The sequence below is a fragment of the Curtobacterium sp. NPDC090217 genome (assembly GCF_044746705.1).
Taxonomy (GTDB): Bacteria; Actinomycetota; Actinomycetes; order Actinomycetales; family Microbacteriaceae; genus Curtobacterium.
Genome location: NZ_JBIVCR010000001.1, coordinates 623,799 through 644,128 on the forward strand (window position 1 = coordinate 623,799; position 20,330 = coordinate 644,128).

The 20,330-nt window shown below is 68.3% G+C and carries 21 protein-coding genes; 8 read left to right on the forward strand and 13 right to left on the reverse strand.

Annotated elements, in window-relative coordinates; genetic code table 11:
- Window positions 1-6 precede the first annotated feature (6 nt).
- The 10 genes from ACIPJ2_RS03185 to ACIPJ2_RS03230 all read right to left on the reverse strand — a co-directional run bounded on the left by ACIPJ2_RS03185 (window position 7) and on the right by ACIPJ2_RS03230 (window position 7,796).
- Window positions 7-1,446: a hypothetical protein gene (locus tag ACIPJ2_RS03185; RefSeq protein ID WP_402727533.1), complete on the reverse strand. Its 1,440-nt coding sequence runs from the start codon at window positions 1,444-1,446 to the stop codon at window positions 7-9.
- Window positions 1,446-1,751 carry a hypothetical protein gene (locus ACIPJ2_RS03190; RefSeq protein WP_402727534.1) on the reverse strand — a complete coding sequence of 102 codons (306 nt, stop codon included), beginning with the start codon at window positions 1,749-1,751 and terminating at the stop codon, window positions 1,446-1,448. The genes ACIPJ2_RS03185 and ACIPJ2_RS03190 overlap by 1 nt, the downstream gene beginning before the upstream one ends.
- Window positions 1,752-1,838: 87 nt before the next feature.
- On the reverse strand, window positions 1,839-2,132 hold the full coding sequence (locus tag ACIPJ2_RS03195) for a WXG100 family type VII secretion target (protein WP_126889958.1): 294 nt from the start codon (window positions 2,130-2,132) through the stop codon (window positions 1,839-1,841).
- Window positions 2,133-2,390: 258 nt separating this feature from the next.
- Window positions 2,391-3,809, reverse strand: coding sequence for a hypothetical protein (locus ACIPJ2_RS03200; protein ID WP_402727535.1), 1,419 nt, complete (start codon window positions 3,807-3,809; stop codon window positions 2,391-2,393).
- A gap of 165 nt (window positions 3,810-3,974) precedes the next feature.
- Complete coding sequence (locus ACIPJ2_RS03205) at window positions 3,975-4,268, reverse strand: WXG100 family type VII secretion target (protein ID WP_126889958.1); 294 nt, start codon at window positions 4,266-4,268, stop codon at window positions 3,975-3,977.
- A 188-nt stretch (window positions 4,269-4,456) separates the two neighbouring features.
- Entirely contained in the window at window positions 4,457-4,909 is a 453-nt protein-coding gene (gene rplI / locus ACIPJ2_RS03210; protein ID WP_281266284.1) for a 50S ribosomal protein L9, read from the reverse strand.
- Window positions 4,910-4,923: 14 nt separating this feature from the next.
- Window positions 4,924-5,181 (reverse strand): 30S ribosomal protein S18, encoded by a 258-nt coding sequence (gene rpsR / locus ACIPJ2_RS03215; protein ID WP_071278496.1) that lies wholly within the window; start codon window positions 5,179-5,181, stop codon window positions 4,924-4,926.
- Between the two features lie 48 nt (window positions 5,182-5,229).
- The gene (locus tag ACIPJ2_RS03220; RefSeq protein ID WP_402727536.1) at window positions 5,230-5,802 is read right to left on the reverse strand and encodes a single-stranded DNA-binding protein; all 573 of its coding nucleotides are present in this window, start codon (window positions 5,800-5,802) and stop codon (window positions 5,230-5,232) included.
- A gap of 3 nt (window positions 5,803-5,805) precedes the next feature.
- Window positions 5,806-6,198: a 30S ribosomal protein S6 gene (gene rpsF, locus ACIPJ2_RS03225; protein ID WP_281266286.1), complete on the reverse strand. Its 393-nt coding sequence runs from the start codon at window positions 6,196-6,198 to the stop codon at window positions 5,806-5,808.
- A gap of 161 nt (window positions 6,199-6,359) precedes the next feature.
- Window positions 6,360-7,796 (reverse strand): CCA tRNA nucleotidyltransferase, encoded by a 1,437-nt coding sequence (locus ACIPJ2_RS03230; protein WP_402727537.1) that lies wholly within the window; start codon window positions 7,794-7,796, stop codon window positions 6,360-6,362.
- Window positions 7,797-7,919: 123 nt separating this feature from the next.
- Between ACIPJ2_RS03230 and ACIPJ2_RS03235 the strand changes: the two genes are divergently transcribed.
- The 8 genes from ACIPJ2_RS03235 (at window position 7,920) to ACIPJ2_RS03270 (ending at window position 17,815) form a co-directional block, all read left to right on the forward strand.
- Window positions 7,920-11,918: a DUF6049 family protein gene (locus ACIPJ2_RS03235; RefSeq protein ID WP_402727538.1), complete on the forward strand. Its 3,999-nt coding sequence runs from the start codon at window positions 7,920-7,922 to the stop codon at window positions 11,916-11,918.
- Window positions 11,919-11,995: 77 nt separating this feature from the next.
- Complete coding sequence (gene trxB / locus ACIPJ2_RS03240) at window positions 11,996-12,982, forward strand: thioredoxin-disulfide reductase (protein WP_402727539.1); 987 nt, start codon at window positions 11,996-11,998, stop codon at window positions 12,980-12,982.
- 60 nt (window positions 12,983-13,042) lie between these two features.
- On the forward strand, window positions 13,043-13,369 hold the full coding sequence (gene trxA, locus ACIPJ2_RS03245; RefSeq protein ID WP_017887828.1) for a thioredoxin: 327 nt from the start codon (window positions 13,043-13,045) through the stop codon (window positions 13,367-13,369).
- A gap of 167 nt (window positions 13,370-13,536) precedes the next feature.
- Entirely contained in the window at window positions 13,537-14,841 is a 1,305-nt protein-coding gene (locus ACIPJ2_RS03250; protein WP_281266291.1) for a PLP-dependent aminotransferase family protein, read from the forward strand.
- A 46-nt stretch (window positions 14,842-14,887) separates the two neighbouring features.
- The gene (locus ACIPJ2_RS03255; RefSeq protein ID WP_402727540.1) at window positions 14,888-15,850 is read left to right on the forward strand and encodes a D-alanine--D-alanine ligase; all 963 of its coding nucleotides are present in this window, start codon (window positions 14,888-14,890) and stop codon (window positions 15,848-15,850) included.
- Between the two features lie 30 nt (window positions 15,851-15,880).
- A complete protein-coding gene (locus ACIPJ2_RS03260) occupies window positions 15,881-16,474 on the forward strand; it encodes a YdcF family protein (protein WP_402727541.1) in 594 nt (197 codons plus the stop codon).
- A 103-nt stretch (window positions 16,475-16,577) separates the two neighbouring features.
- The gene (locus ACIPJ2_RS03265; protein WP_402727542.1) at window positions 16,578-17,231 is read left to right on the forward strand and encodes a ClpP family protease; all 654 of its coding nucleotides are present in this window, start codon (window positions 16,578-16,580) and stop codon (window positions 17,229-17,231) included.
- Window positions 17,228-17,815 carry a ClpP family protease gene (locus tag ACIPJ2_RS03270; RefSeq protein ID WP_402727543.1) on the forward strand — a complete coding sequence of 196 codons (588 nt, stop codon included), beginning with the start codon at window positions 17,228-17,230 and terminating at the stop codon, window positions 17,813-17,815. Before ACIPJ2_RS03265 ends, ACIPJ2_RS03270 begins: the two co-directional genes overlap by 4 nt.
- A gap of 2 nt (window positions 17,816-17,817) precedes the next feature.
- On the opposite strand, the gene ACIPJ2_RS03275 is transcribed toward ACIPJ2_RS03270, so the two are convergent.
- The 3 genes from ACIPJ2_RS03275 to ACIPJ2_RS03285 all read right to left on the reverse strand — a co-directional run bounded on the left by ACIPJ2_RS03275 (window position 17,818) and on the right by ACIPJ2_RS03285 (window position 20,262).
- The gene (locus ACIPJ2_RS03275; protein ID WP_402727544.1) at window positions 17,818-18,129 is read right to left on the reverse strand and encodes a helix-turn-helix domain-containing protein; all 312 of its coding nucleotides are present in this window, start codon (window positions 18,127-18,129) and stop codon (window positions 17,818-17,820) included.
- 259 nt (window positions 18,130-18,388) lie between these two features.
- A complete protein-coding gene (locus ACIPJ2_RS03280) occupies window positions 18,389-19,369 on the reverse strand; it encodes a ParB/RepB/Spo0J family partition protein (protein ID WP_402727545.1) in 981 nt (326 codons plus the stop codon).
- Window positions 19,369-20,262, reverse strand: a complete 894-nt coding sequence (locus tag ACIPJ2_RS03285) for a ParA family protein (RefSeq protein ID WP_281266297.1) — start codon at window positions 20,260-20,262, stop codon at window positions 19,369-19,371. The genes ACIPJ2_RS03280 and ACIPJ2_RS03285 overlap by 1 nt, the downstream gene beginning before the upstream one ends.
- Window positions 20,263-20,330 lie beyond the last annotated feature (68 nt).

Sequence of the window (20,330 nt, forward strand, 5' to 3'; positions counted from 1 at the left end):
CTGCTCTCAGACGGCGATCGGGTGCTTGATCGCGTTCCAGTCGTCGGTCCACGGGCGCTTCTTGTCCGCGCCGTCGCCGATCGGGTTGATGACGAGCCCGGCGATGGAGTAGTTCTTGCCCCACACGGCCATCCCGCCGTTGACGTAGGTGTGCCACTTCGGGGCGTTCCCGACCAGCGTGCCGAGCCCGTTGGCGCCGCCGAACTTGCCGAGGTCGTTCCGCAGCAGCTGGAAGTCGACGCCGCCGATCCGTTCTGCCCAGCTCGTGAACCCCTGCCGGGTGAACCGATCGGCACCGAACTGTTTCGAGATGGTCGCCCAGTCGTTCTTGATCGTCGTGCCGACCTTCGGGATGTTCCACCAGTTCGGGTTGTCCTTGAACTTGCCGGCGAAGTCGTCCAGCCTGTTCAACCCGTTCGTCCGGACCTCGTTGCCCAGCTGGTTGGCGTACCGCACCTTGGTCGCCGACCCGGCGCTCGTCCAGTCCTTGATGGCGGCGTCCCGGATCTTCGAGATCTTCCCGAGGTCGACCTTCGTGGCGTTCTGGATCGCGGTCTTGCCGGCGGTGACGCCCTTGCCGACCGCGATGGAGGTGGCCTTCGTGATGCCGGCACCGACCCCGAGCGTGACCACGCCCACGACCGCCATGACGAGGTCGAAGACGTTCCCCTCGCCGAGCGCGGTCAACCCGATCTGCGCGACGAGGCTGACCCCGGCCGCGACCGCGCCCATGATCGCCAGCACACCGACGCCGGGGATGAGGATCGCCAGAGCGGCCAGGGCGATGCCGATGTACGTGAAGATCTTGACGATCAGCTTCAGCAGCTTCGAGAAGAACGCCTTGATCTTGTCGCCGAGGGTGTCGTGCAGGCCGTCGTCCCATGCCGCGCGGATCGTCGACGCCGCCGCCTTGCCCGCACCGTCGAGTGCCGACAACGCGTTCCGCAGCTTGGTCTTCGCCGCGTCCATCGCGTCGTTCGCCCTGGTCGTCGCCGCGTGCTTCGCGTCGATCTGCCCCTGCTCGTCGTCGGTGAGCGGGGGAGCATCGTCGGCGCGGTTCTCGGAGGGGTCCGGCATCGCCGACGCACTCGCACCCGACTGCTGCGCGGTCTCCGCTTCCTGCAGTGCGGCTGCCGACTCGCTGAGCCCCTGCTCGAGCGACGGCAGGTACCCCGTCAGGGCATCTCGGATCGCGTCGTACCGGCCGGACATCTTCTGCAGGGACTCGGCGACCTCCTTGCTCTTCTTCCGGACGGCGTCGGCGGTCTCGCCCTTGAACTTGCTGTCGTCGCCGTCGCCGATGCTCTTGAGGACCGCCGCCTCGGAGGTGATCTCCGACGCCATGTCCTTGTAGTACGTGATGAGCTGCTGCATCACACCGGTGTCCGCGATCACCGGGTCGGTGGACTCGCCGAGCAGGCCCCAGTTGCCCTCGCGCACCGGCATCAGGCGTTCCCCGCGTCCGTCGTCTCGGTGGTGAGCTTCTCGCTGAGGTCGTGCTCGAGGTCGGTCCAGTTCTGGGTGACCTTCTGCATCTTGTCCCGCAGGTCGGCGATCGCGCCCTTCATCTTGTTGCGGTGGATCTTCCAGTCGCCGGAGAAGTCGTTCATGGCCTTGTACACGTCGTGCTGGCCGTAGACCTGGTCGAGCGCGCGGTCGTCGGACTTCTGGTGCTCCAGCTCGTCCGAGATGTGCTGCAGCTTGGTGGTCGAGTCCTCGAGGACTTCCTTCGTGATGATGAGGTCTGCCATGACTGCTCCTGGTCGGTGAACGGGATCGGAACCGGATCGGCCCCGGTGCTCGTTGTCGTGACGAGGACCGGGACCGATTCGCGGTCGCTACTTGATGGCGTTCGCGAGTTCCTGGTCGGTCTGCTGCAGCGCCTCGGCCGCCTTGTTCAGGTACATCGACATGCCCTCGAGGCCCTCGATCGTCTTCGTCGCACCGTCGTTGAACTCCTGGTACGAGCTCCCGAAGGCAACCGACGACTGGTCCGTGACGTAGCCACCCGAGATGAGGGAGTCCACCAGCGACTTCAGCTCACGCAGCTTCGAGGTGATGTCCTGCTCACCGTTCACGAGTCGGGTCGCGGCGTCCTGCATCTCGCCGTAGGTCACGTTCAAGTTGGGCATTGCCTGCTCCTGTCGTTCGTCTGCACCCCCGATCGAGGGACAGATGAGAGGTTATTTCACGATGAAACCGGTTGTCGGGGTACGTTTCCCGACGTGTTGCGGAATGCACTTCTTCACACGATTGTGCAGATTCCAGTACATCGGCGGCGGCGCACGGTCGATGCCGAGCGGTATTCGTATGTCACCCGTTATGAAATTCCGGGCTGTTCGGCGTGTCGGGACGCGCCGAGCGGACGTCCAGTCCTCCGAAAGGGGGACTCAGAAGCCGTGCACCAACGCGCCGGACGCCTCCTTGTAGCCGGGGACCCGCTCCTGGTCTGAGCCCCACCCGGTCGGTTTGATGCCCTGGCCGTAGATGAACGTGTTCGTCCAGCTGGCGACGACACGGCCGCCGGCGACGTACTTGTGCCACGCGGGGAGCGCGGCGATGTCCACGCCGTAGTCGCGCTGCAGAGCGATCTTCATCGCGTCCATCTCGATCTGTCGGTCGACGCTGAAGAGCCGGTCCGCGCGCCAGTTGCCCTTCGACAAGACGTCGGAGATCTTGCCCTTGTCCTCGGCCCACAGGGTCTTGTTCGGGTGCCACCAGTTCGGCTTCTCCTTGAAGCCGCCGAGGACGTTCTTCATCGTCGTGTCGACGCGCAGGCCGGTCAGGCGGTTGATCTGCCGGTCGATGGTGCCCACCGTGCGCGCGGCGTTGGGGTCGTTCAGCGCGTTCTTGACGTTGTACGAACGGACGTCCTGGAGCTTCTTGATCTTGTCGAGGTTCATCTTCTCGAACCCCTTCATGCCCTTCGCGAGCCCGGCGGTCTTCGCCACCGAGGCTGCCTTCGTGACGATGCCACCGACCCCGACGAGAACGAGTCCCACGGCCGAGGTGATCACGTCGAGCCAGGAGCCTTCACCCATGCCGGCGAGGGCGATGTTCGCCACCAGGGTCACCGACGCCGCGACGGCGGCCATGAAGGTGAGCATGCCGACGCCCGGGATGAGGATCGCGAGCGCGGCGAGGGCGATGCCGATGTACGTGAAGATCTTGACGATGATCTTCAGCAGCGCCGAGAAGAACGCCTTGATCTTGTCGCCGAGGGTGTCGTGCAGGCCGTCGTCCCACGCAGCCCGGATCGTCGACGCCGCCGCCTTGCCCGCGGCGTTGATCCCGTCCACCGCCCGACGGAGCCGGGCGACAGCGGCATCAGCGCCCTCCTGTGCACGGCTCGATGCGGCGTGCTTCGCGTCGATCGCCCCCTGCTCGTCGGCCGTCAGCGGGGGAGCGTCGTCCGCCCGCCCCTGCGAGGGGTCCGGCATCGCGCCAGCACGGGTCCCGGCCGCGGAGGCGTCCTCGGCATCGCGGAGCGCGGCAGCCGATTCCGTGAGCGCGTCCTCCAGCGACGGCACGTATCCGGTCAGGGCGTCGCGGATCGCCTCGTAGCGCCCGGCCATCTTGTGCAGGGACGCGGCGACTTCCTTGCTCTTCGAGCGCACCGCGTCAGCGGACTCGCCCTTGAACCGGGTCGTGTCGCCGTCGCCGATGCGCTCCAGCACCGCGGCCTCCGAGGTGATCTCCTGGGCCATCGTCGTGTAGTAGGCGACGAGCTCGTGGACCACGGGCACATCGGCCACGACCGGGTCCGACGACTCGTGCAGCAGTTCCCAGTTGCCGGCGCGGGCGGGCATCAGACGTCGCTCGCGTCGGTCGACTCGGTGGCGCGCTCGTCGTGCAGGTCCTGCTCGAGGACGGCGCTGGAGATGATGAGGTCAGCCATGGGTGCTCCCGATCGGTGTGGTGGACGCGAACGGCGCCCGAGGCCCGACCGGTTCGGCAGGGCCCGGGCGATCCGACTACTTGATGGCGTTCGCGAGTTCCTGGTCGGTCTGCTGCAGCGCCTCGGCCGCCTTGTTCAGGTACATCGACATGCCCTCGAGGCCCTCGATCGTCTTCGTCGCACCGTCGTTGAACTCCTGGTACGAGCTCCCGAAGGCAACCGACGACTGGTCCGTGACGTAGCCACCCGAGATCAACGAGTCCACCAACGACTTCAGCTCACGCAGCTTCGAGGTGATGTCCTGCTCACCGTTCACGAGTCGGGTCGCGGCGTCCTGCATCTCGCCGTACGTGACGTTCAAGTTGGGCATTGCGTGCTCCTTGTTCGCGGTTTCCGGTCGCCCCCGGATCGGAGGCCGCAATGACGCTAACCGGCCGCGCACCCCCGAACGGGGGTGTTGGTGAGTTGTTCACCGCAATTTCGACAGGGTGACCAGCGGGAACGACGAAAGGCGGGCCTCCCGGAGGAGACCCGCCTTTCGACGGAACAGACGCTGCCCTACTTGGCGGCGACGACCTTCAGCGAGATCGTCGCGACGATGTCCTCGCGCAGACGCACGGTGGCCTCGTGGTCACCGGTGGTCTTGATGGTCGCGGGGACCTCGACCTTGCGCTTGTCGAGCGAGCCGACGCCCTGGGCCTCGACGGCCGCGGCGACGTCAGCCGGACGCACGGAGCCGAAGAGACGGCCGTCCTGGCCGGCCTTGACGGTCAGCTGGATGGTGGCGTTCTCGAGCTTCATCTTGAGGTCCTGGGCCTCTTCGATGGTGGCGAGCTCGCGAGCGGCACGGCCGGCGCGGATCGACTCGACCTGCTTCTCGCCGCCCTTGGACCACGCGACGGCGAAGCCCTGGGGGATGAGGTAGTTGCGGGCGTAGCCGTTCTTGACGTCGACGACGTCACCGGCGGAACCGAGGCCGGAGACCTCGTGGGTGAGGATGAGCTTCGACATGTGTCGACCTCCGATCAGCGGCCGGAGCCGGCGTAGGGGAGGAGCGCCATCTCACGGGCGTTCTTCACGGCACGGGCAATGAGGCGCTGCTCCTGGACGGAGACGCCGGTGATGCGACGGGCGCGGATCTTCCCACGCTCCGAGATGAACTTGCGAAGGGTCGCAACGTCCTTGTAGTCGATGACACCGACCTTGATGGACTTCGCGGGAGCGGCGTTCTTGCCGCCCTTGCCGCGAGGCTTGCGGCGGTCGCCGCTGCTCTTTCCAGCCATTGTGTTCTTTCCTTAGGGAGAAGTTTGTCTACCGTGTGATCGCGAGGATCAGAACGGGGTCTCGTCGTCGTAGGTGCCACCGGGGGTCGACCAGACGTCGTTCCCCTGCTGACCACCCTGCTGGCCGCCCTGCGGGGACCACGGTGCGTCGGACTGGCCACCACCGGAAGCGTTGCCGCCGCCGTTGTTGTTCCAGTTCCCACCGTTGCCACCGGCCGGGGCACCGCCGCCGACCTGTCCACGGCCGCCGCCACCACCCGTTGCACGGGTGACCTGCGCGGTCGCGTAGCGGAGCGACGGGCCGATCTCGTCGACCTCGAGTTCGATGCTCGTACGCTGCTGGCCCTCTCGGTCCTGGTACGAGCGCTGACGGAGACGACCCTGCGCGATGACGCGCGAGCCCTTCGTCAGCGACCCCGCGACGTGCTCGGCGAATTCGCGCCACACGCTCGCACGGAGGAACAGCGCTTCGCCGTCCTTCCACTCGTTCGCCTGACGGTCGAACGTGCGAGGGGTGGATGCGATGGTGAAGTTCGCCACAGCGAGCCCGTTCTGCGTGTAGCGCAGCTCGGGGTCAGCAGTGAGGTTCCCCACCACCGTGATGACGGTTTCGCCGGCCATCGGTTACTCGGCGCTCGCGGTCGCGGCGGCCGGGGCGGCGGCAGCGTTCGCTGCCTTGCGGGCGGCACGGGCCTCGTCGCGCTGCTTCTGCGCGGCGACCTGTGCGATGCCCTCTTCGGCGCGGAGGACCTTGGTGCGGAGCACGGCCTCGGAGAGACCGAGCTGACGGTCCAGCTCCTTGGCGGCCTCGGGCGAGGACGTGAAGTTGACGACGGCGTAGATGCCCTCGGTCTTCTTGGCGATCTCGTAGGCCAGGCGACGACGGCCCCAGACGTCCACGTTGTCGACGGTTCCACCGTCGTTGCGGATCACGGCGAGGAACTTGTCCAGGCTGGGAGCGACGGTGCGCTCATCGATCTCGGGGTCGAGGATCGCCATCAGTTCGTACTGGTGCATGCGGAACCCACCTCCTTTGGTCTCGAACGGCTCCGGGCGGTTCCCGGAACAGGAGGGTTGATGCATGTGCGCCGGATCCGCAGGTGCGGTCGGCACAACCCCGCAAGCTTAGCGGACGGCCTGGAGGCGCGCCACCGTTCCGCCGGATCGGTGCGAGCCGATCAGGCGGTGGCGTCCCGGGCGGCCCACCAGTCGCGCAGGCGCGCTTCGGCCGCCTCGGCGCCGAGAGGCCCCTCGTCCATCCGCGCCTCCAGCAGGAAGCGGTACGCCTCACCGACGGCACGCCCCGGCGGGATGTCGAGGATGCGCATGATGTCGTCGCCGGTCAGGTCGGGACGGATCGAGTCGAGTTCCTCCTGCTTGGAGAGGACCTCGATGCGGTCCTCGAGGTCGTCGTACGCGAACGCCAGGCGATCGGCCTTCCGCCGGTTCCTCGTGGTGACGTCGGAGCGGGTGAGTTCGTGCAGCCGCTCGAGCTGGGGTCCGGCGTCGCGGACGTACCGGCGCACCGCGGAGTCCGTCCACGCGCCGTCGGTGTACCCGAAGAAGCGCAGGTGCAGCTCGATCAGGCGGGCGACGGCGGCGATGGTGTCGTTGTCGAACCGGAGCGCACGGAGTCGCTTCTTGGCGAGCTTCGACCCGACCAGGTCGTGGTGGTGGAAGCTCACGGCGCCGCCCGGCTCGAGCTTCCGCGTCGCGGGCTTGCCGATGTCGTGCAGGAGCGCCGCCAGCCGCAGGACCGTGTCCGGTGCTTCCCCCGCGTGCCGCTCTGCCTCGTACCCGATCGCCTGGGTCAGGACGGTGAGCGAGTGCTCGTAGACGTCCTTGTGGTGGTGGTGCTCGTCGATCTCCAAGCGCATCGCCGGCAGCTCCGGCAGGAACCGCTCGGCGAGCCCGGTGTCGACGAGGAGCCGGATGCCCGGGACGGGGTCGCTCGTGTTCAGCAGCTTGACGAGCTCGTCCCGGACGCGTTCGGCGGAGACGATCTCGATCGAGTCGGCGAGGGACTCCATCGCGTCCCGGACGTCGTCCGACACCGTGAACCCGAGCTGCGAGGTGAACCGTGCGGCGCGCATCATCCGCAGGGGGTCGTCCCGGAACGAGGTCTCGGCCATCTGGGGCGTGCGGAGCCGCTCGGCGAGCAGGTCCTCGACACCGCCGTGCACGTCGACGAGCTCCCGCGCCGGCAGCCGGAGCGCCATCGCGTTCACCGTGAAGTCGCGACGGAGCAGGTCGTCCTCGATGGTGTCACCGAACGCCACCTCCGGCTTGCGGGTCTCGCCGTCGTAGACGTCGCTGCGGTAGGTCGTGATCTCGACCTGCTCGCCCTCGACCCTGGCCGCGATCGTGCCGAACTGGCGCCCGACGTCCCACGTCGCACCCGCGATGGGCTCGACGATCGCCAGGACCTGGTCGGGGAGGGCGTCCGTCGTGAAGTCCAGGTCGGTCACCGGGCGACCGAGGAAGGCGTCGCGGACCGGCCCGCCGACGAGCGCGAGTTCGTGCCCGGCGTCCGCGAAGGCGCGGGCGAGGACGGCGACGGGCGCGGTGGCGGCGAGTGCGTCGAGTCGTTCGACGGCCTGGGCTACGGACTGCATGACGTCCTCGATCATCCCAGATCGTCGCTGCCGGTTGTCCACCACCCTGGCGCGCACGCGAGGCTCTCATGGTCGCGCCTCATACACTCGTCCGAGGTCCGAACCGATCCCGGGCCATCTCGCATGCACATTCTCCGCACCTCGCTCGCCGCCGCCGCGTCCGCCCTGGTCGCCCTCGGCCTCGTCGTCACGCCCACCGCCGTGACCGCCGCACAGGCGACGACCGCCCCCACGGCGAAGACCCACCTGGCGCACCCGGCCGCCACCGACGCGGGCAAGGCGACGATCGAGATCGTCCCCGCCGACCGGGGCGTGCTGCAGCCCGACCAGGACCTCAGGCTCTCGCTGACGGTGACCAACGACACCGACTCCGACCTGCCGGCCGGCAGTGCGGAACTCGACATCTTCCGGCAGTACGCGGGCACGCGGGACGTGCTCAGCGACTGGCTCGCTGACACCAGCACGACCGGTTACCTCGGGGCCCCGATGGACTCCGTCGACGTCCCGGAGGTCCCCGCGCACCGCTCGGTCACCCTGGACGACGTCACGATCGTCTCCGGCAACGTCGCGCTCGGCGGGTACTCCTCCTTCGGCGCCAGGCGCATCGCGGCCGACTACACGGCGGGTTCCACGAGCGCCGTCGCCCGCTCGGCGATCACCTGGTACCCGGACTACGAACAGACCCCGGTCGGTGTCTCGGTCGCGATGCCGATCACGATGCCCGCGAACCCCGACGGCCTGATCTCCGGCAAGGACCTCGCGAGCGCCACCAGCGTCGACGGCACGCTCACCCAGCAGCTGAACGCCGCGCAGGACCACAACGTCGCGCTCGGCATCGACCCGAGGATCATCGCGTCGATCCGGATCCTCGGCGAGAACGCCCCGTCGTCCGCGACGGCGTGGCTGCAGCGACTCGAGCGGATGCGCAACGAGACCTTCGCGCTCTCCTACGCGGACGCCGACGTCACGGGCCTCCGTCAGGCGGGCTCCTCCGGCATCCTCGCCCCGATCTCGCTCGACCAGTCGATCGACCCCGACGACTTCCCCGGTGCCAGCACCCCGACCCCGACGCCGAGCGCGACGCCGGGCAGCACCGGGACCCCGACCCCGAGCGCCACCCCCGACTCGAACCCCACGAACGACCCCGCCGCCGGCGAAGCGGACGCCGGGACGACCCTGCCGACCACCGCATCCCTCCTCGACTTCCCGTACTCGATGTCGGCGATCTCGTGGCCGGCGGAGGGCACCGTCGCCACCGACGACATCGACGCGCTCGCGGACGCCGGCACCAAGTCGACGATCGTCTCGAGCGGGAACACCTCCGCCGGCGCGAACACGTCACTGAGCGCCTCCGAGAAGATCGGCGACGACCAGGTCCTCGTGTCCGACGGCGGTATGTCGAAGCTGCTCCGCGACGCCGCCACCGCGACCACGCAGCGCGAGTGGTCGAGTGCCATGAGCAAGCTCACCGCGACACTCGCCACCGTGTCACGCCAGGGCGGCACGAACGGACCGGTCCTGCTCACGCTCGGCCGCGACTGGCCGACGGACTCCAGCCGCCTGAGCCAGGCACTCGACGCCCTCGAGCGCACCGCGTGGGTCTCGCCCGCCGACCTGTCCACGGCCGCCGCGACGACTCCCGGGTCCCTGACGCTCACGAGTTCCCCGAACAGCGACGCCCGTCTGGACCAGCTCCGCCGGCTCGTGCAGTCCGAACGGAACCTCACCGACTTCGCGTCCGCGATCGAGAACCCCGCCGACCTGACCGCTCCGGCGCGACTCGAGACCCTCGCAGCGGCGTCCAACGCCTTCCGCGCGGACGACGAGGCGTTCACCAAGGCCGTCGACACCCGCGTGACGCAGTCCGCCAAGACGGTCTCCAGCGTCGGGATCCTCGACGGCAGCAGCATCACCCTGCTCGGCGACCGGTCGTCCCTGCCGATCTCCATCAGGAACCGTTCCGAGTTCCCGGTCACGGTGTTCCTCACCGTCCAGCCCTCGAACTCGTTCCTACGCATCGAGAAGAACGCGGTCAAGGTCACCGTGCAGCCGGACTCCTCCAGCCGCGTGACGTTCCCCGTCCAGTCCGTCGCCAACGGCAAGGTCGAGCTCACGATGTCGCTCACCAGCGCCACCGGCGTCCGCATCGCCGATCCCGCCACCGTCGAGATCAACGTGCAGGCGCAGTGGGAGACGTTCATCACGGCGGCAGCGGCCATCGCCGTCATCGCGATCTTCGGCCTGGGGATCTACCGCAACGTCCGTCGACGGCTGCGCCGACGCCGGAACGGGGAGCCGGAAGAGGTCGAGGAGGACCCGAACCGTCCGCTCGAGGTGCAGCCGCCGGCACCGGGGGAGACCCAGCCAGGAGGCCCGTCCGCCGCCACCGGGTCCGCTGCGGCCGTGCCCATGGCCGGTTCCACCGCCACGCTCACCGACCGCGACCCCGAGGAGCCGACCATCAGCGCCACCCAACCCCAGCCCGCCGTCGACGCCGAGCCCGTCGCGGAGCGGAGCCTCGGGCGGGCGAGCGCCATGCTCGCGGCGGGGACGATGGCGTCGCGCATCCTGGGGTTCGCGAAGACGTTCGTACTCGCCTACGCGATCGGGCAGAACGCCAGCACGTCCGCAAATGCCTTCGCGGTGGCGAACCAGCTCCCGAACAACATCTACGCGCTCATCGCCGGCGGCCTGCTGTCCGCGGTGCTCATCCCGCAGATCGTCCGGTCGATGAAGAACACCGCCGACGGCGGCCAGGGGTACGTCAACAAGATCGTGACGCTCGGCGGGTCGGTGTTCATCGTCATCACGATCGTCGCGACCGCACTCGCACCGCTCCTGGTGCGCTTCTACACGAGCGGCTCCGTCAACTCGGACCCCGCCGCCGTCGACCTCGCCGTCGCGTTCGCGTTCTGGTGCCTGCCGCAGATCCTGTTCTACGCGATGTACTCCCTGCTCGGCGAGGTGCTCAACGCGAAACAGTTCTTCGGGCCGTTCACCTGGGCGCCGCTGCTGAACAACGTCATCGCGATCGCCGGCCTGGTCGTCTTCATCGCCCTGTTCGGGCACGGCAACACGAACCCCGGCGAGTGGACACCGGTGAAGATCGCCGTGCTCGCCGGCAGTGCTTCGCTCGGCGTCTTCGCGCAGGCCGCGTTCCTCCCCCTCTTCTGGCGACGTGCCGGGATGACCTTCCGCCCGGACTTCCGCTGGCGCGGCGTCGGCCTCAAGGCGACCGGCACCGCGGCCGGCTGGCTCTTCGCGATGATCCTGGTCACGCAGGCGGCCGGTCTCGTGCAGTCGCAGGTGGCGTGGGCGGGTCAGGACGCCGGGCCGGGCAACGCGGTCCTCGGCAACGCGTGGCTCATCTTCATGCTCCCGCACTCGATCATCACCGTCTCCGTCGCCACGGCCTACTTCACCAGGATGACCCACGACGCCGAGCGGGGGGACCTCGCAGCAGTCCGTCGGAACCTGTCGCTCTCGTTGCGGATCATCGGGCTCTTCACGGTGTTCGCGACCGTGGCGCTCATCGTCGTCGCCGTGCCGTTCGGCCGGCTCTACGAGGGCACGTTCGACAGTGCGCTCCAGGTCGCTGCCGTCCTCATCGCGTACATGCCGGGGCTCGTGCTGTTCAGCATGCTGTTCGTGATCCAGCGCGTGTTCTGGGCGATGCACGACCACCGGACCCCGTTCCTCATGCAGCTCGTGCAGTCGGTGCTCTTCGTCATCGGAGCCCTCGCGGCGTCGACCCTGTCGACGTCGGTCATCGGCATCGGTGTCGCGGCCGCGACCACCATCGCGGGATCCGCACAGACGATCGTCGCGCTCGTGGTCGTCCGTCGCCGGCTCGGGAACATCGAGGGTCGGGTGATCACCCGTTCGCACGTCCAGTTCGTCATCGCCGCACTGATCGCCGGTGCTGCCGGTCTGGTGACGGCGAACTTCTTCGGAGCGTTCTCCGCCGATGGCTTCGCGATGTCGGACCGCACGGGCGCACTGATCACGATCGCGTTGACGGGCGCCGTGATGACAGCGGTGTACTTCGTCGCACTCGTCGTCGCGAAGAACGGCGAGATCCGCGGCGCCGTGGACATCCTGAAGGCCCGCCTGGGTCGCTGACCGTTCCCGGGTGCTGCGGAATGCCGCGCCGGTACCATGTGTTGACCCGGTCAGACGCAACGGAAGGGCATTCAGGCATGCGCCAGCTCATCATCATCGGTTCCGGCCCGGCCGGGTTCACCGCCGGCATCTACGCCGCGCGCGCCCAGCTCAAGCCACTCATCGTCGCCTCGAGCGTCGAGACGGGCGGGGAGCTCACGAAGACGACCGAGGTCGAGAACTTCCCGGGCTTCCCCGAGGGCATCCAGGGTCCCGACCTCATGATCAAGATGCAGGAACAGGCCGAGAAGTTCGGCGCAGAGGTCCTGTACGACGACGCCGTCTCCGTCGAGCTCACGGGCGACGTCAAGAAGGTCACCGTCGGCTCCGGCGAGACGTACGAGGCCCTCGCGGTCATCTACGCGACCGGCTCGGCGTACCGTCAGCTCGGCCTCGCCGACGAGGAGCGTCTGTCCGGTCACGGTGTCTCGTGGTGCGCGACCTGCGACGGCTTCTTCTTCCGACAGAAGAACATCGCCGTCGTCGGCGGTGGCGACTCCGCGATGGAAGAAGCGACGTTCCTGACGCGCTTCGCCGACAAGGTCACGGTCATCCACCGCAAGGACACCCTGCGCGCGTCGAAGATCATGCAGGACCGCGCGATGAACGACCCGAAGATCGAGTTCGCGTGGAACAAGGAGGTCGTCGGGATCACCGGTGCCTCCTCGGTCGAGGGCGTCACGCTGAAGGACACCGTCGACGGCACCGAGAGCGAGCTCGCGCTCGACGGCCTGTTCATCGCGATCGGCAACGACCCGCGCGTGCACCTCGTCCACAAGCAGCTCGAACTGGCGCCGGAGGGCACCATCGCCGTCGAGGGTCGCACCTCGAAGGCCGTGGGCGTCCCCGGGGTGTTCGTGGCCGGCGACGTGCTCGACCACACCTACCGGCAGGCCATCACCGCTGCCGGCTCGGGTGCCGTCGCAGCGCTCGACGCCGAGAAGTACCTCGCCGACCTCGGGGACTCGTTGACGGACCAGGCCGAGGGTGAGACCCCGGTCGAGCCCGTGACCGTCTCCGCCTAGGGAATTGCACGGCGGTCTCCGCCGTTCACCTCACTGACCGACCACTCCGAAGGAGTACACATGTCCAACGCCAAGGCAGTCACCGACGCCACCTTCTCGGACGAGGTCCTCAAGTCCGACAAGACGATCCTCGTCGACTTCTGGGCCGAGTGGTGTGGCCCGTGCCGCGCCGTCTCGCCGATCCTCGACCAGATCGCCGAGGAGCACGCCGGCAAGATCGAGATCGTCAAGCTCAACGTCGACGACAACCCCCAGTCGGCCATGAACTACCAGATCACGTCGATCCCGGCGATGAAGGTGTTCAAGGGCGGCGAGGTCGTGAAGACCGTCATCGGCGCCAAGCCGAAGCCGGCGCTCGAGGCGGACCTCGCGGAGTTCCTCGCGTAGGCACCCGCACACAGACCCGAACGCCCCGTCCTCCATTCCATCGGAGGGCGGGGCGTTCGCTTTGCCCCGGAAGAGCCACGGGACTCCGATCGGCCTGCGCCCGGGACCCCGGCTTTCCCGGTTGCATGTCGTACTGTGGCTGGAATGCCGAGTGAACGGAGAACTCGATGACGAACGGCAACAGTCTCGACCCCTGGTACGACTCCTACGCCCAGCGCACCGCCGGGCTGAGCGCATCCGAGGTACGAGCGCTGTTCGCCGTCGCGTCGAGGCCCGAGGTGGTCTCGCTCGCCGGCGGCATGCCGTTCGTCTCCGCGCTCCCGCGTGAGCTCGTCACGGGCTCCCTGGACCGCGTGATGGCCGAGGACGCCGCCATGGCCCTGCAGTACGGCGGTGGACAGGGCCTGCGCTCCCTGCGCGAGCACATCGTGGACATCATGTCGCTCGAGGGCATCCGCGCGAGCGCCGAGGACGTCGTGGTGACGACCGGCTCGCAGCACGCGCTCGACCTCGTCACGCGGTTGTTCATCGACCCGGGCGACGTCGTCCTCGCCGAGTCCCCGTCGTACGTCGGCGCGATCGGCGTGTTCCGCTCCTACCAGGCCGAGACGGTCCACGTGGCGACGGACGAGCACGGTCTCGTACCGGAGGCGCTCCGCGAGACGATCGCGAACCTCCGTGCAGCGGGCAAGCGGATGAAGTTCCTGTACACGATCCCGAACTTCCACAACCCCGCCGGCGTCACCATGAGCCGCGAGCGCCGCATCGAGGTGCTCGACATCTGCCGCTCGAACAACATCCTGGTCCTCGAGGACAACCCGTACGGACTCCTCTGGTTCGACGAGCCCGCGCCGCAGGCGATCCGGTCGATCGACGACGAGGGCGTGGTGTACCTCGGGTCGTTCTCGAAGACGCTCGCACCCGGCTTCCGCGTCGGCTGGGCCCTCGCGCCGCACGCGATCCGCGAGAAGCTCGTCCTCGCCAACGAATCAGCGGTCCTCGCGCCGAACTCCTTCGGCCAGTACGTCGTGAACGCCTACCTCGACGCAGCCGACTGGAAGGGCCAGGTCGACACCTTCCGCGGCATCTACACGGAGCGCCGCGACGCGATGTTCTCCGCGCTGGGGGAGTTCCTCCCGGACCTGACGTGGACGAAGCCGAACGGTGGGTTCTTCGTCTGGCTGACCCTGCCGGAATCGCTCGACTCCAAGGCGATGCTGCCGCGTGCCGTCAAGGAGCTCGTGGCCTACACGCCCGGTACCGCGTTCTACGCGGACGGTCGGGGTCAGCAGCACATCCGTCTGTCGTTCTGCTACCCGACAGCCGAGCAGATCCGCGTCGGCGTGAAGCGGCTCGCGAACGTCGTCAACGACGAGCTCGAACTCATCGAGACGTTCGGGCCCGCGACGCGTCCGAACACCGTGGTGCGTCAGGGCTCCTCGGTGAGCGCTCCGCCGCCCAACATCTCCTGATCAGCACTTTTCACGCGCTTCACGCAGTACCCGGAGGTCCCCTCGCATGGCCGAGCTCACCCGTCGCCACGTCGTCGTCGTCGCTGGGGGCATCTCGCACGAGCGTGATGTCTCCCTGCGGTCGGGCCGTCGGGTCGCTGACTCGCTGACGGGGTACGGCTGGCAGGTCGACCTCCGGGACGCTGACGCGTCCCTGCTGCCGGCCCTCACCGAATCCCGCCCGGACGTCGTGTGGCCGGCCCTGCACGGCGCGTCCGGCGAGGACGGTGCGCTCCGCGGCATCCTGGAGGCCCTGGACATTCCGTTCGTCGGCTCACGTTCCACGTCGGCCCGGCTGGCATGGGACAAGCCCACGGCGTCCGCGTTGGTCGCCAGGACCGGCGTGCACACCCCGCGCTCGGTGACGCTGTCCCACGACGTCTTCCGCGAGCTCGGTGCTGTCGGGGTCCTCGAGAGCATCGCGGCAGAGCATCCGGTCCCGCTCGCGGTGAAGCCGGCACGGGGCGGGAGCGCGCAGGGCGTCACGCTCGTCGAGGACACGAACGACCTCCCGCGAGCGATGGTGACCGCGTACACGTACTGCGACGACGTCGTCGTGGAGCAGCTCATCCGTGGCACCGAGGTGGCCGTGGGGATCATCGACACGGGCGACGGTCCCGTCGCCCTGGCTCCGGTCGAGATCGTGCCCAGGAACGGCTTCTACGGCTTCGAGGCGCGCTACAACGCAGGGGAGACGACGTTCTACACCCCGGCCCGTCTCTCGGACGAGCACGCGGCGGCAGCAGCGTCGGCGGCCGTCGCTGCCCACGGTGCGCTCGGTCTCCGGCACATCTCCCGCGTCGACCTGATCATCGACGGCGCGGGGACTCCCTGGTTCCTGGAGGCGAACGTGCTCCCGGGTCTCACCGAGACTTCCCTGGTGCCGCAGGCACTGTCCGCGTCGGGGTTCGACCTCGGGTGGACCTACGCCGAACTCGCCGAGCAGGCGATGCGCGACCACAATTCGTAATCGCGAATGCCCCGGGCGAGCGGTCTGCGCATGCGCGTTCCACGTGGAACGTCCATCGCGGCCGCGGTGATCGGCGCCGCGCTCGGGGCAGTCGTCTGGTCCGAGTGGGTGCACGCCCGTGCGTCCACTCGTCGTCTCGGCACCGCCCGGATCGAGCGGAACGGCCACGGCGTCGTCGTGGTGCTCGGGTTCGCAGACCCGGGGCCCACCGCGAACAGCATCAACCGATGGCGCGCTCGGATGGCCGTTCGGTCGGCCGTACCGGGAACCTCGACGATCATCACCAGTGGGGGATCGGTCCGTGGATCCGTTGCCGAAGGGACCCTCCTCGCCCGGTACATCCGCTCCGAGCTCGGCTGGGACGGCCCGTTGATCGAGGAGACGGCGAGTACCAGCACCTGGGAGAACGTCCGCAATGTGATCCCCGATCTCGAGTCCGCGGACTGGATCGTCTTCGCGTCGAACGCGCTGCACGCCGAGAAGGCGCGCGAGTACCTGCGGCGTCAGCGCCCCGACCTCGCTGCGCGCCTCGTGCGCGGCCGGGAACACCGCTTCGGGGAGATGTCCCACGTGAAGCCGTTGTTCGCCGTGGTGGGGCTCCTGAAGCTGCGCGCGCTGCGCTGACGGACCGCCGAGTGTTCCACGTGGAACACTCGCGCTGCTGTCGGCAGCGCTGCTCTCAGCAGCATGCCGTGCGCGCGGTCCCGCACGGGGAGACGCTGAGCACATGGCTGATTCACCCTCCATCCCGATGTTCGACACGCATGCACGTCGAGAACTGCTCGAGCGACGGGTCCTCGTGCTCGACGGGGCACTCGACGACGACAACGGCACGCTCCTCATGACGCAGTTGCTCACGCTGAGCGCTGACGACCCCAACACAGACATCCAGCTCTGGATCCATTCGCCCGGCGGCTCCGTTCCCGCCATGCTCGCGATCCGCGACCTCATGCGGGCAATCCCGAACGACGTGAGCACGCTCGTCCTCGGCATGGCGTGCAGTGCCGGACAGTTCCTGCTCTCCGCCGGGACGCCGGGGAAGCGCCGCGCCTTTCGACACTCCCGCGTCCTGATGCACCAGGGGTCAGCGGGCATCGGCGGCTCGGCCGTGGACATCGAGCTGCAAGCAGACGCCCTGCGTTCCACCCGCGACACCGTGCTCGGACTCATCGCGAGCGACACCGGGCAGCCACTCGAGCGCGTCTTCGAGGACTCGCTCCACGACCACTGGTACTCCGCCCAGGAAGCACTGGACTACGGGTTCGTCGACGTCATCCTCACGAGCGCCGAGGACATCGTTCCCACGCCGCGGGCCGGACGATCGCGGACGGGCTTCGTCGGTAGCGGCGTCGACGGTGTGGGACTGGAGGTGGCGCGATGAGCAGCTACACGATCCCCAACGTCGTCGCCCGTGATGCGCGCGGCGAACGCATCATGGATGTCTACTCCCACCTGCTCACCGAGCGCATCGTCTACCTCGGTACCGCGATCGACGCCGGGGTCGCGAACACCCTCATCGCGCAGCTGCTGTACCTGGAGTCCGACAACCCGGACGCGGACGTCCAGCTCTACGTCAACTGCGACGGGGGAGACCCCAGCGCGATGCTCGGCATCTACGAAACGATGCGCTTCATCAAGCCGGACGTCGCGACGACGTGCGTCGGCCAAGCCGTGGGGGTCGGAGCTGCGCTCCTCGCTGCCGGCGCTGCAGGCAAGCGTGCGGCCTTGCCACATGCCCGAGTAGTCCTCCATCAGCCGGCGTCACAGGGGCGGGGGACGATCCCGGACCTCATCCTGCAGGCAGACGAGCTCGTGCGCATCCGGAGCGACATGGAAGGGATCGTGGCGGAGCACTCCGGGCAGACGGCCGCACGCCTCCGCGCCGACACGGATCACGACCGCGTGTTCTCGGCCATCCAGGCCCGTGAGTACGGACTGATCGACCACGTCCTCGCGGCGCGCTGAGGTCAGGCCGCCAGCGCGAACTCCGTCCGGACCTGCGCGCCGGCGCTGGAGTCGTTGTTCACGCGCGCTCTGAGTCCTTCGGCGACAGCACTGGTGAGGTCGAGGAGCGAGGTGTCCAGCGCACCAGCCACCGCGGCGATCATCTCGCTCGACGGCTCCTTGCGTCCGCGTTCTATCTCCGACAGGTATTGCGGTGACACTCCCGCGCGCCGGGCGACGTCGTTGATGGTGGCGGCTCGATCACGCCGGAGGTCGCGGAGTCGTGCACCCACCACGTGTCGCCACAGGGGCTCGGTGGAATCAGTGTCGGACATCGGCGTCTCCTCCCGTCGGCTGCAGGTCCAGCTTGGCCGATCGACGCCGACCTCGATGTTCCACGTGGAACGCCCACAGCGAACAGGGACGGCGGCGTGGCTCAAGGCGCGCTCCGCCACTGCAGGCGCCTTATAGGCCCGTCACACGAAAAGCCCTCCGTTGGGCGCGCAGACGGCCACACAAGGCCGTTCAGCACAGCTCCCCGATCCCTGTGGGTGCTCCGTTCCACGTGGAACATGCTCCCATCGAGCGTGCCCGTCAGCCGTTGACGTCCTCAGCACCCAGCTCGCCGAGGATGCGGTTCAGGTCCGCGGCGTTGGCGAAGTCGATCGTCACGCGACCCTTACGGGCGCCGACGGCGATCCGGACGCGGGTGTTCAAGCGATCACCCAGGCGCTCGGCGACGTCCGCGAAGTGCGCGTCCCGCTTGCTCGGCTGCGTCGGCGTCTTCTTCGGGTTGCCCTGCGCCAGTTGCTGCGCCGCGGCCTCAGCCTGGCGAACGGAGAGGTCCTCGTTCACGATCTTCTCGGCGAGGTACTCCATCGCCTCGGCATCCGGCGCCGCCAAGATCGCTCGAGCGTGTCCGGCGGACAGCACGCCAGCCGCGACACGGCGCTGCACGGGGGAGGGGAGCCGAAGCAGACGGATCGTGTTCGTGATCTGCGGGCGCGATCGACCGATGCGCTGCGCGAGTTGCTCCTGCGTGATCCCGAAGTCCGCGAGGAGCTGCTGGTAGGCGGACGCCTCTTCGAGCGGGTTGAGGTTCGCGCGGTGGAGGTTCTCGAGCAGCGCGTCCCGGAGCATCGCGTCGTCCGGGGTGTCCTTGACGATCGCCGGGATCGTCGCGAGACCGAGCTCCTTCGTCGCACGCAGCCGGCGCTCGCCCATGATCAGCTCGTACTGCGGCTGCGTCCCGGTGGCGCCTGCGAGTGGTCGGACCACGATGGGCTGCAGCACGCCGATCTCGCGGATGGAGTGCACGAGCTCCTGGAGTTCCTCTTCGCGGAACTCCAGACGGGGCTGCTGCGCGTTCGGAACGATGTCGAGCGGGTTGAGGTTCGCAAGACGAGCACCGGGGACCGCGACGAGATCCTCCGCAGTGCCACCGTCGACGGCCGGCGCCGACGAGGGCGATCCACCGGTCGGGAAGAAGACGTCGACCGGGCGTTCCTGCTGGTCAGCCGCCGTGGGGATGAGTGCGCCGATTCCCCGGCCCAGTCCGGTCCGCTTGGGTGCCATCAGTGCTTCGCTCCTCGTGCTGCGATCTCGGCGGCCGCCTCCAGGTAGGAGAGCGAACCAGTGGAGTTGACGTCGTACGCCACGACGCTCTGACCGTAGCTCGGCGCCTCGCTCACGCGTACTGACCGGGGGATCATCGCCTTGAGCACCTGGTCGCCGAAGTGCTCGCGAACGTCCGCGGCCACCTGGTTCGCGAGGTTCGTGCGGCTGTCGTACATCGTGAGCAGGATCGTCGACACCCGCAAGTTCGGGTTCAGGTGACGCTCGATGAGCTCGATGTTCCGGAGCAACTGGCTCAGCCCTTCGAGCGCGTAGTACTCGCACTGGATGGGGATCAAGACCTCTTGCGCCGCGACGAACGCGTTGATCGTCAGCAGGCCGAGGGACGGCGGGCAGTCGATGAAGACGTAGTGGTACGGCTCGTCCAGCGACGAGAGGTACTGATCGAGGGCTGTCCGGAGCCGCTGCTCGCGCGCCACGAGCGACACGAGCTCGATCTCCGCACCGGCCAGGTGAATCGTCGCGGGGACACACCAGAGCGTCTCGGACTCGGGGGAGCGCTGCACCGTGTCCGCGATGGGAGCCTCGTCGACGATCACGTCGTAGATGCTCGCGACCTCCGCCTGGTGGTTCACACCGAGCGCCGTCGATGCATTGCCCTGCGGATCGAGGTCGATCACGAGCACTCGCGCACCACCGTGAGCCAGGGCGGCCGCCAAATTCACGGTCGTCGTGGTCTTCCCGACGCCGCCCTTCTGGTTCGAGACCGTCATGATGCGGGTCTTGTCCGGCAGCGGGAACTGCTCTGTGGCGATGGCTCGCCGGCGCCGGTTCAGATCAGCGATCTCACGCGCGAGCGGCGTCGACGCGTCGTAGTCGGTCGATGAACTCAACGAGTGCCTCTTCCCCGGTTCGATGTTTCACGTGGAACGCGGGGCGCTGCGCCCGATCCACGAACGAT

Excerpts from the sequence above, each read along its gene's own strand:
- ACIPJ2_RS03185 (WP_402727533.1), bottom strand. The coding sequence starts at position 1,446 with ATGCCGGTGCGCGAGGGCAACTGGGGCCTGCTCGGCGAGTCCACCGAC.
- ACIPJ2_RS03190 (WP_402727534.1), bottom strand. The coding sequence starts at position 1,751 with ATGGCAGACCTCATCATCACGAAGGAAGTCCTCGAGGACTCGACCACC.
- ACIPJ2_RS03195 (WP_126889958.1), bottom strand. The coding sequence starts at position 2,132 with ATGCCCAACTTGAACGTGACCTACGGCGAGATGCAGGACGCCGCGACC.
- ACIPJ2_RS03200 (WP_402727535.1), bottom strand. The coding sequence starts at position 3,809 with ATGCCCGCCCGCGCCGGCAACTGGGAACTGCTGCACGAGTCGTCGGAC.
- ACIPJ2_RS03205 (WP_126889958.1), bottom strand. The coding sequence starts at position 4,268 with ATGCCCAACTTGAACGTCACGTACGGCGAGATGCAGGACGCCGCGACC.
- rplI (WP_281266284.1), bottom strand. The coding sequence starts at position 4,909 with ATGTCGAAGCTCATCCTCACCCACGAGGTCTCCGGCCTCGGTTCCGCC.
- rpsR (WP_071278496.1), bottom strand. The coding sequence starts at position 5,181 with ATGGCTGGAAAGAGCAGCGGCGACCGCCGCAAGCCTCGCGGCAAGGGC.
- ACIPJ2_RS03220 (WP_402727536.1), bottom strand. The coding sequence starts at position 5,802 with ATGGCCGGCGAAACCGTCATCACGGTGGTGGGGAACCTCACTGCTGAC.
- rpsF (WP_281266286.1), bottom strand. The coding sequence starts at position 6,198 with ATGCACCAGTACGAACTGATGGCGATCCTCGACCCCGAGATCGATGAG.
- ACIPJ2_RS03230 (WP_402727537.1), bottom strand. The coding sequence starts at position 7,796 with ATGCAGTCCGTAGCCCAGGCCGTCGAACGACTCGACGCACTCGCCGCC.
- ACIPJ2_RS03235 (WP_402727538.1), top strand. The coding sequence starts at position 7,920 with ATGCACATTCTCCGCACCTCGCTCGCCGCCGCCGCGTCCGCCCTGGTC.
- trxB (WP_402727539.1), top strand. The coding sequence starts at position 11,996 with ATGCGCCAGCTCATCATCATCGGTTCCGGCCCGGCCGGGTTCACCGCC.
- trxA (WP_017887828.1), top strand. The coding sequence starts at position 13,043 with ATGTCCAACGCCAAGGCAGTCACCGACGCCACCTTCTCGGACGAGGTC.
- ACIPJ2_RS03250 (WP_281266291.1), top strand. The coding sequence starts at position 13,537 with ATGACGAACGGCAACAGTCTCGACCCCTGGTACGACTCCTACGCCCAG.
- ACIPJ2_RS03255 (WP_402727540.1), top strand. The coding sequence starts at position 14,888 with ATGGCCGAGCTCACCCGTCGCCACGTCGTCGTCGTCGCTGGGGGCATC.
- ACIPJ2_RS03260 (WP_402727541.1), top strand. The coding sequence starts at position 15,881 with ATGCGCGTTCCACGTGGAACGTCCATCGCGGCCGCGGTGATCGGCGCC.
- ACIPJ2_RS03265 (WP_402727542.1), top strand. The coding sequence starts at position 16,578 with ATGGCTGATTCACCCTCCATCCCGATGTTCGACACGCATGCACGTCGA.
- ACIPJ2_RS03270 (WP_402727543.1), top strand. The coding sequence starts at position 17,228 with ATGAGCAGCTACACGATCCCCAACGTCGTCGCCCGTGATGCGCGCGGC.
- ACIPJ2_RS03275 (WP_402727544.1), bottom strand. The coding sequence starts at position 18,129 with ATGTCCGACACTGATTCCACCGAGCCCCTGTGGCGACACGTGGTGGGT.
- ACIPJ2_RS03280 (WP_402727545.1), bottom strand. The coding sequence starts at position 19,369 with ATGGCACCCAAGCGGACCGGACTGGGCCGGGGAATCGGCGCACTCATC.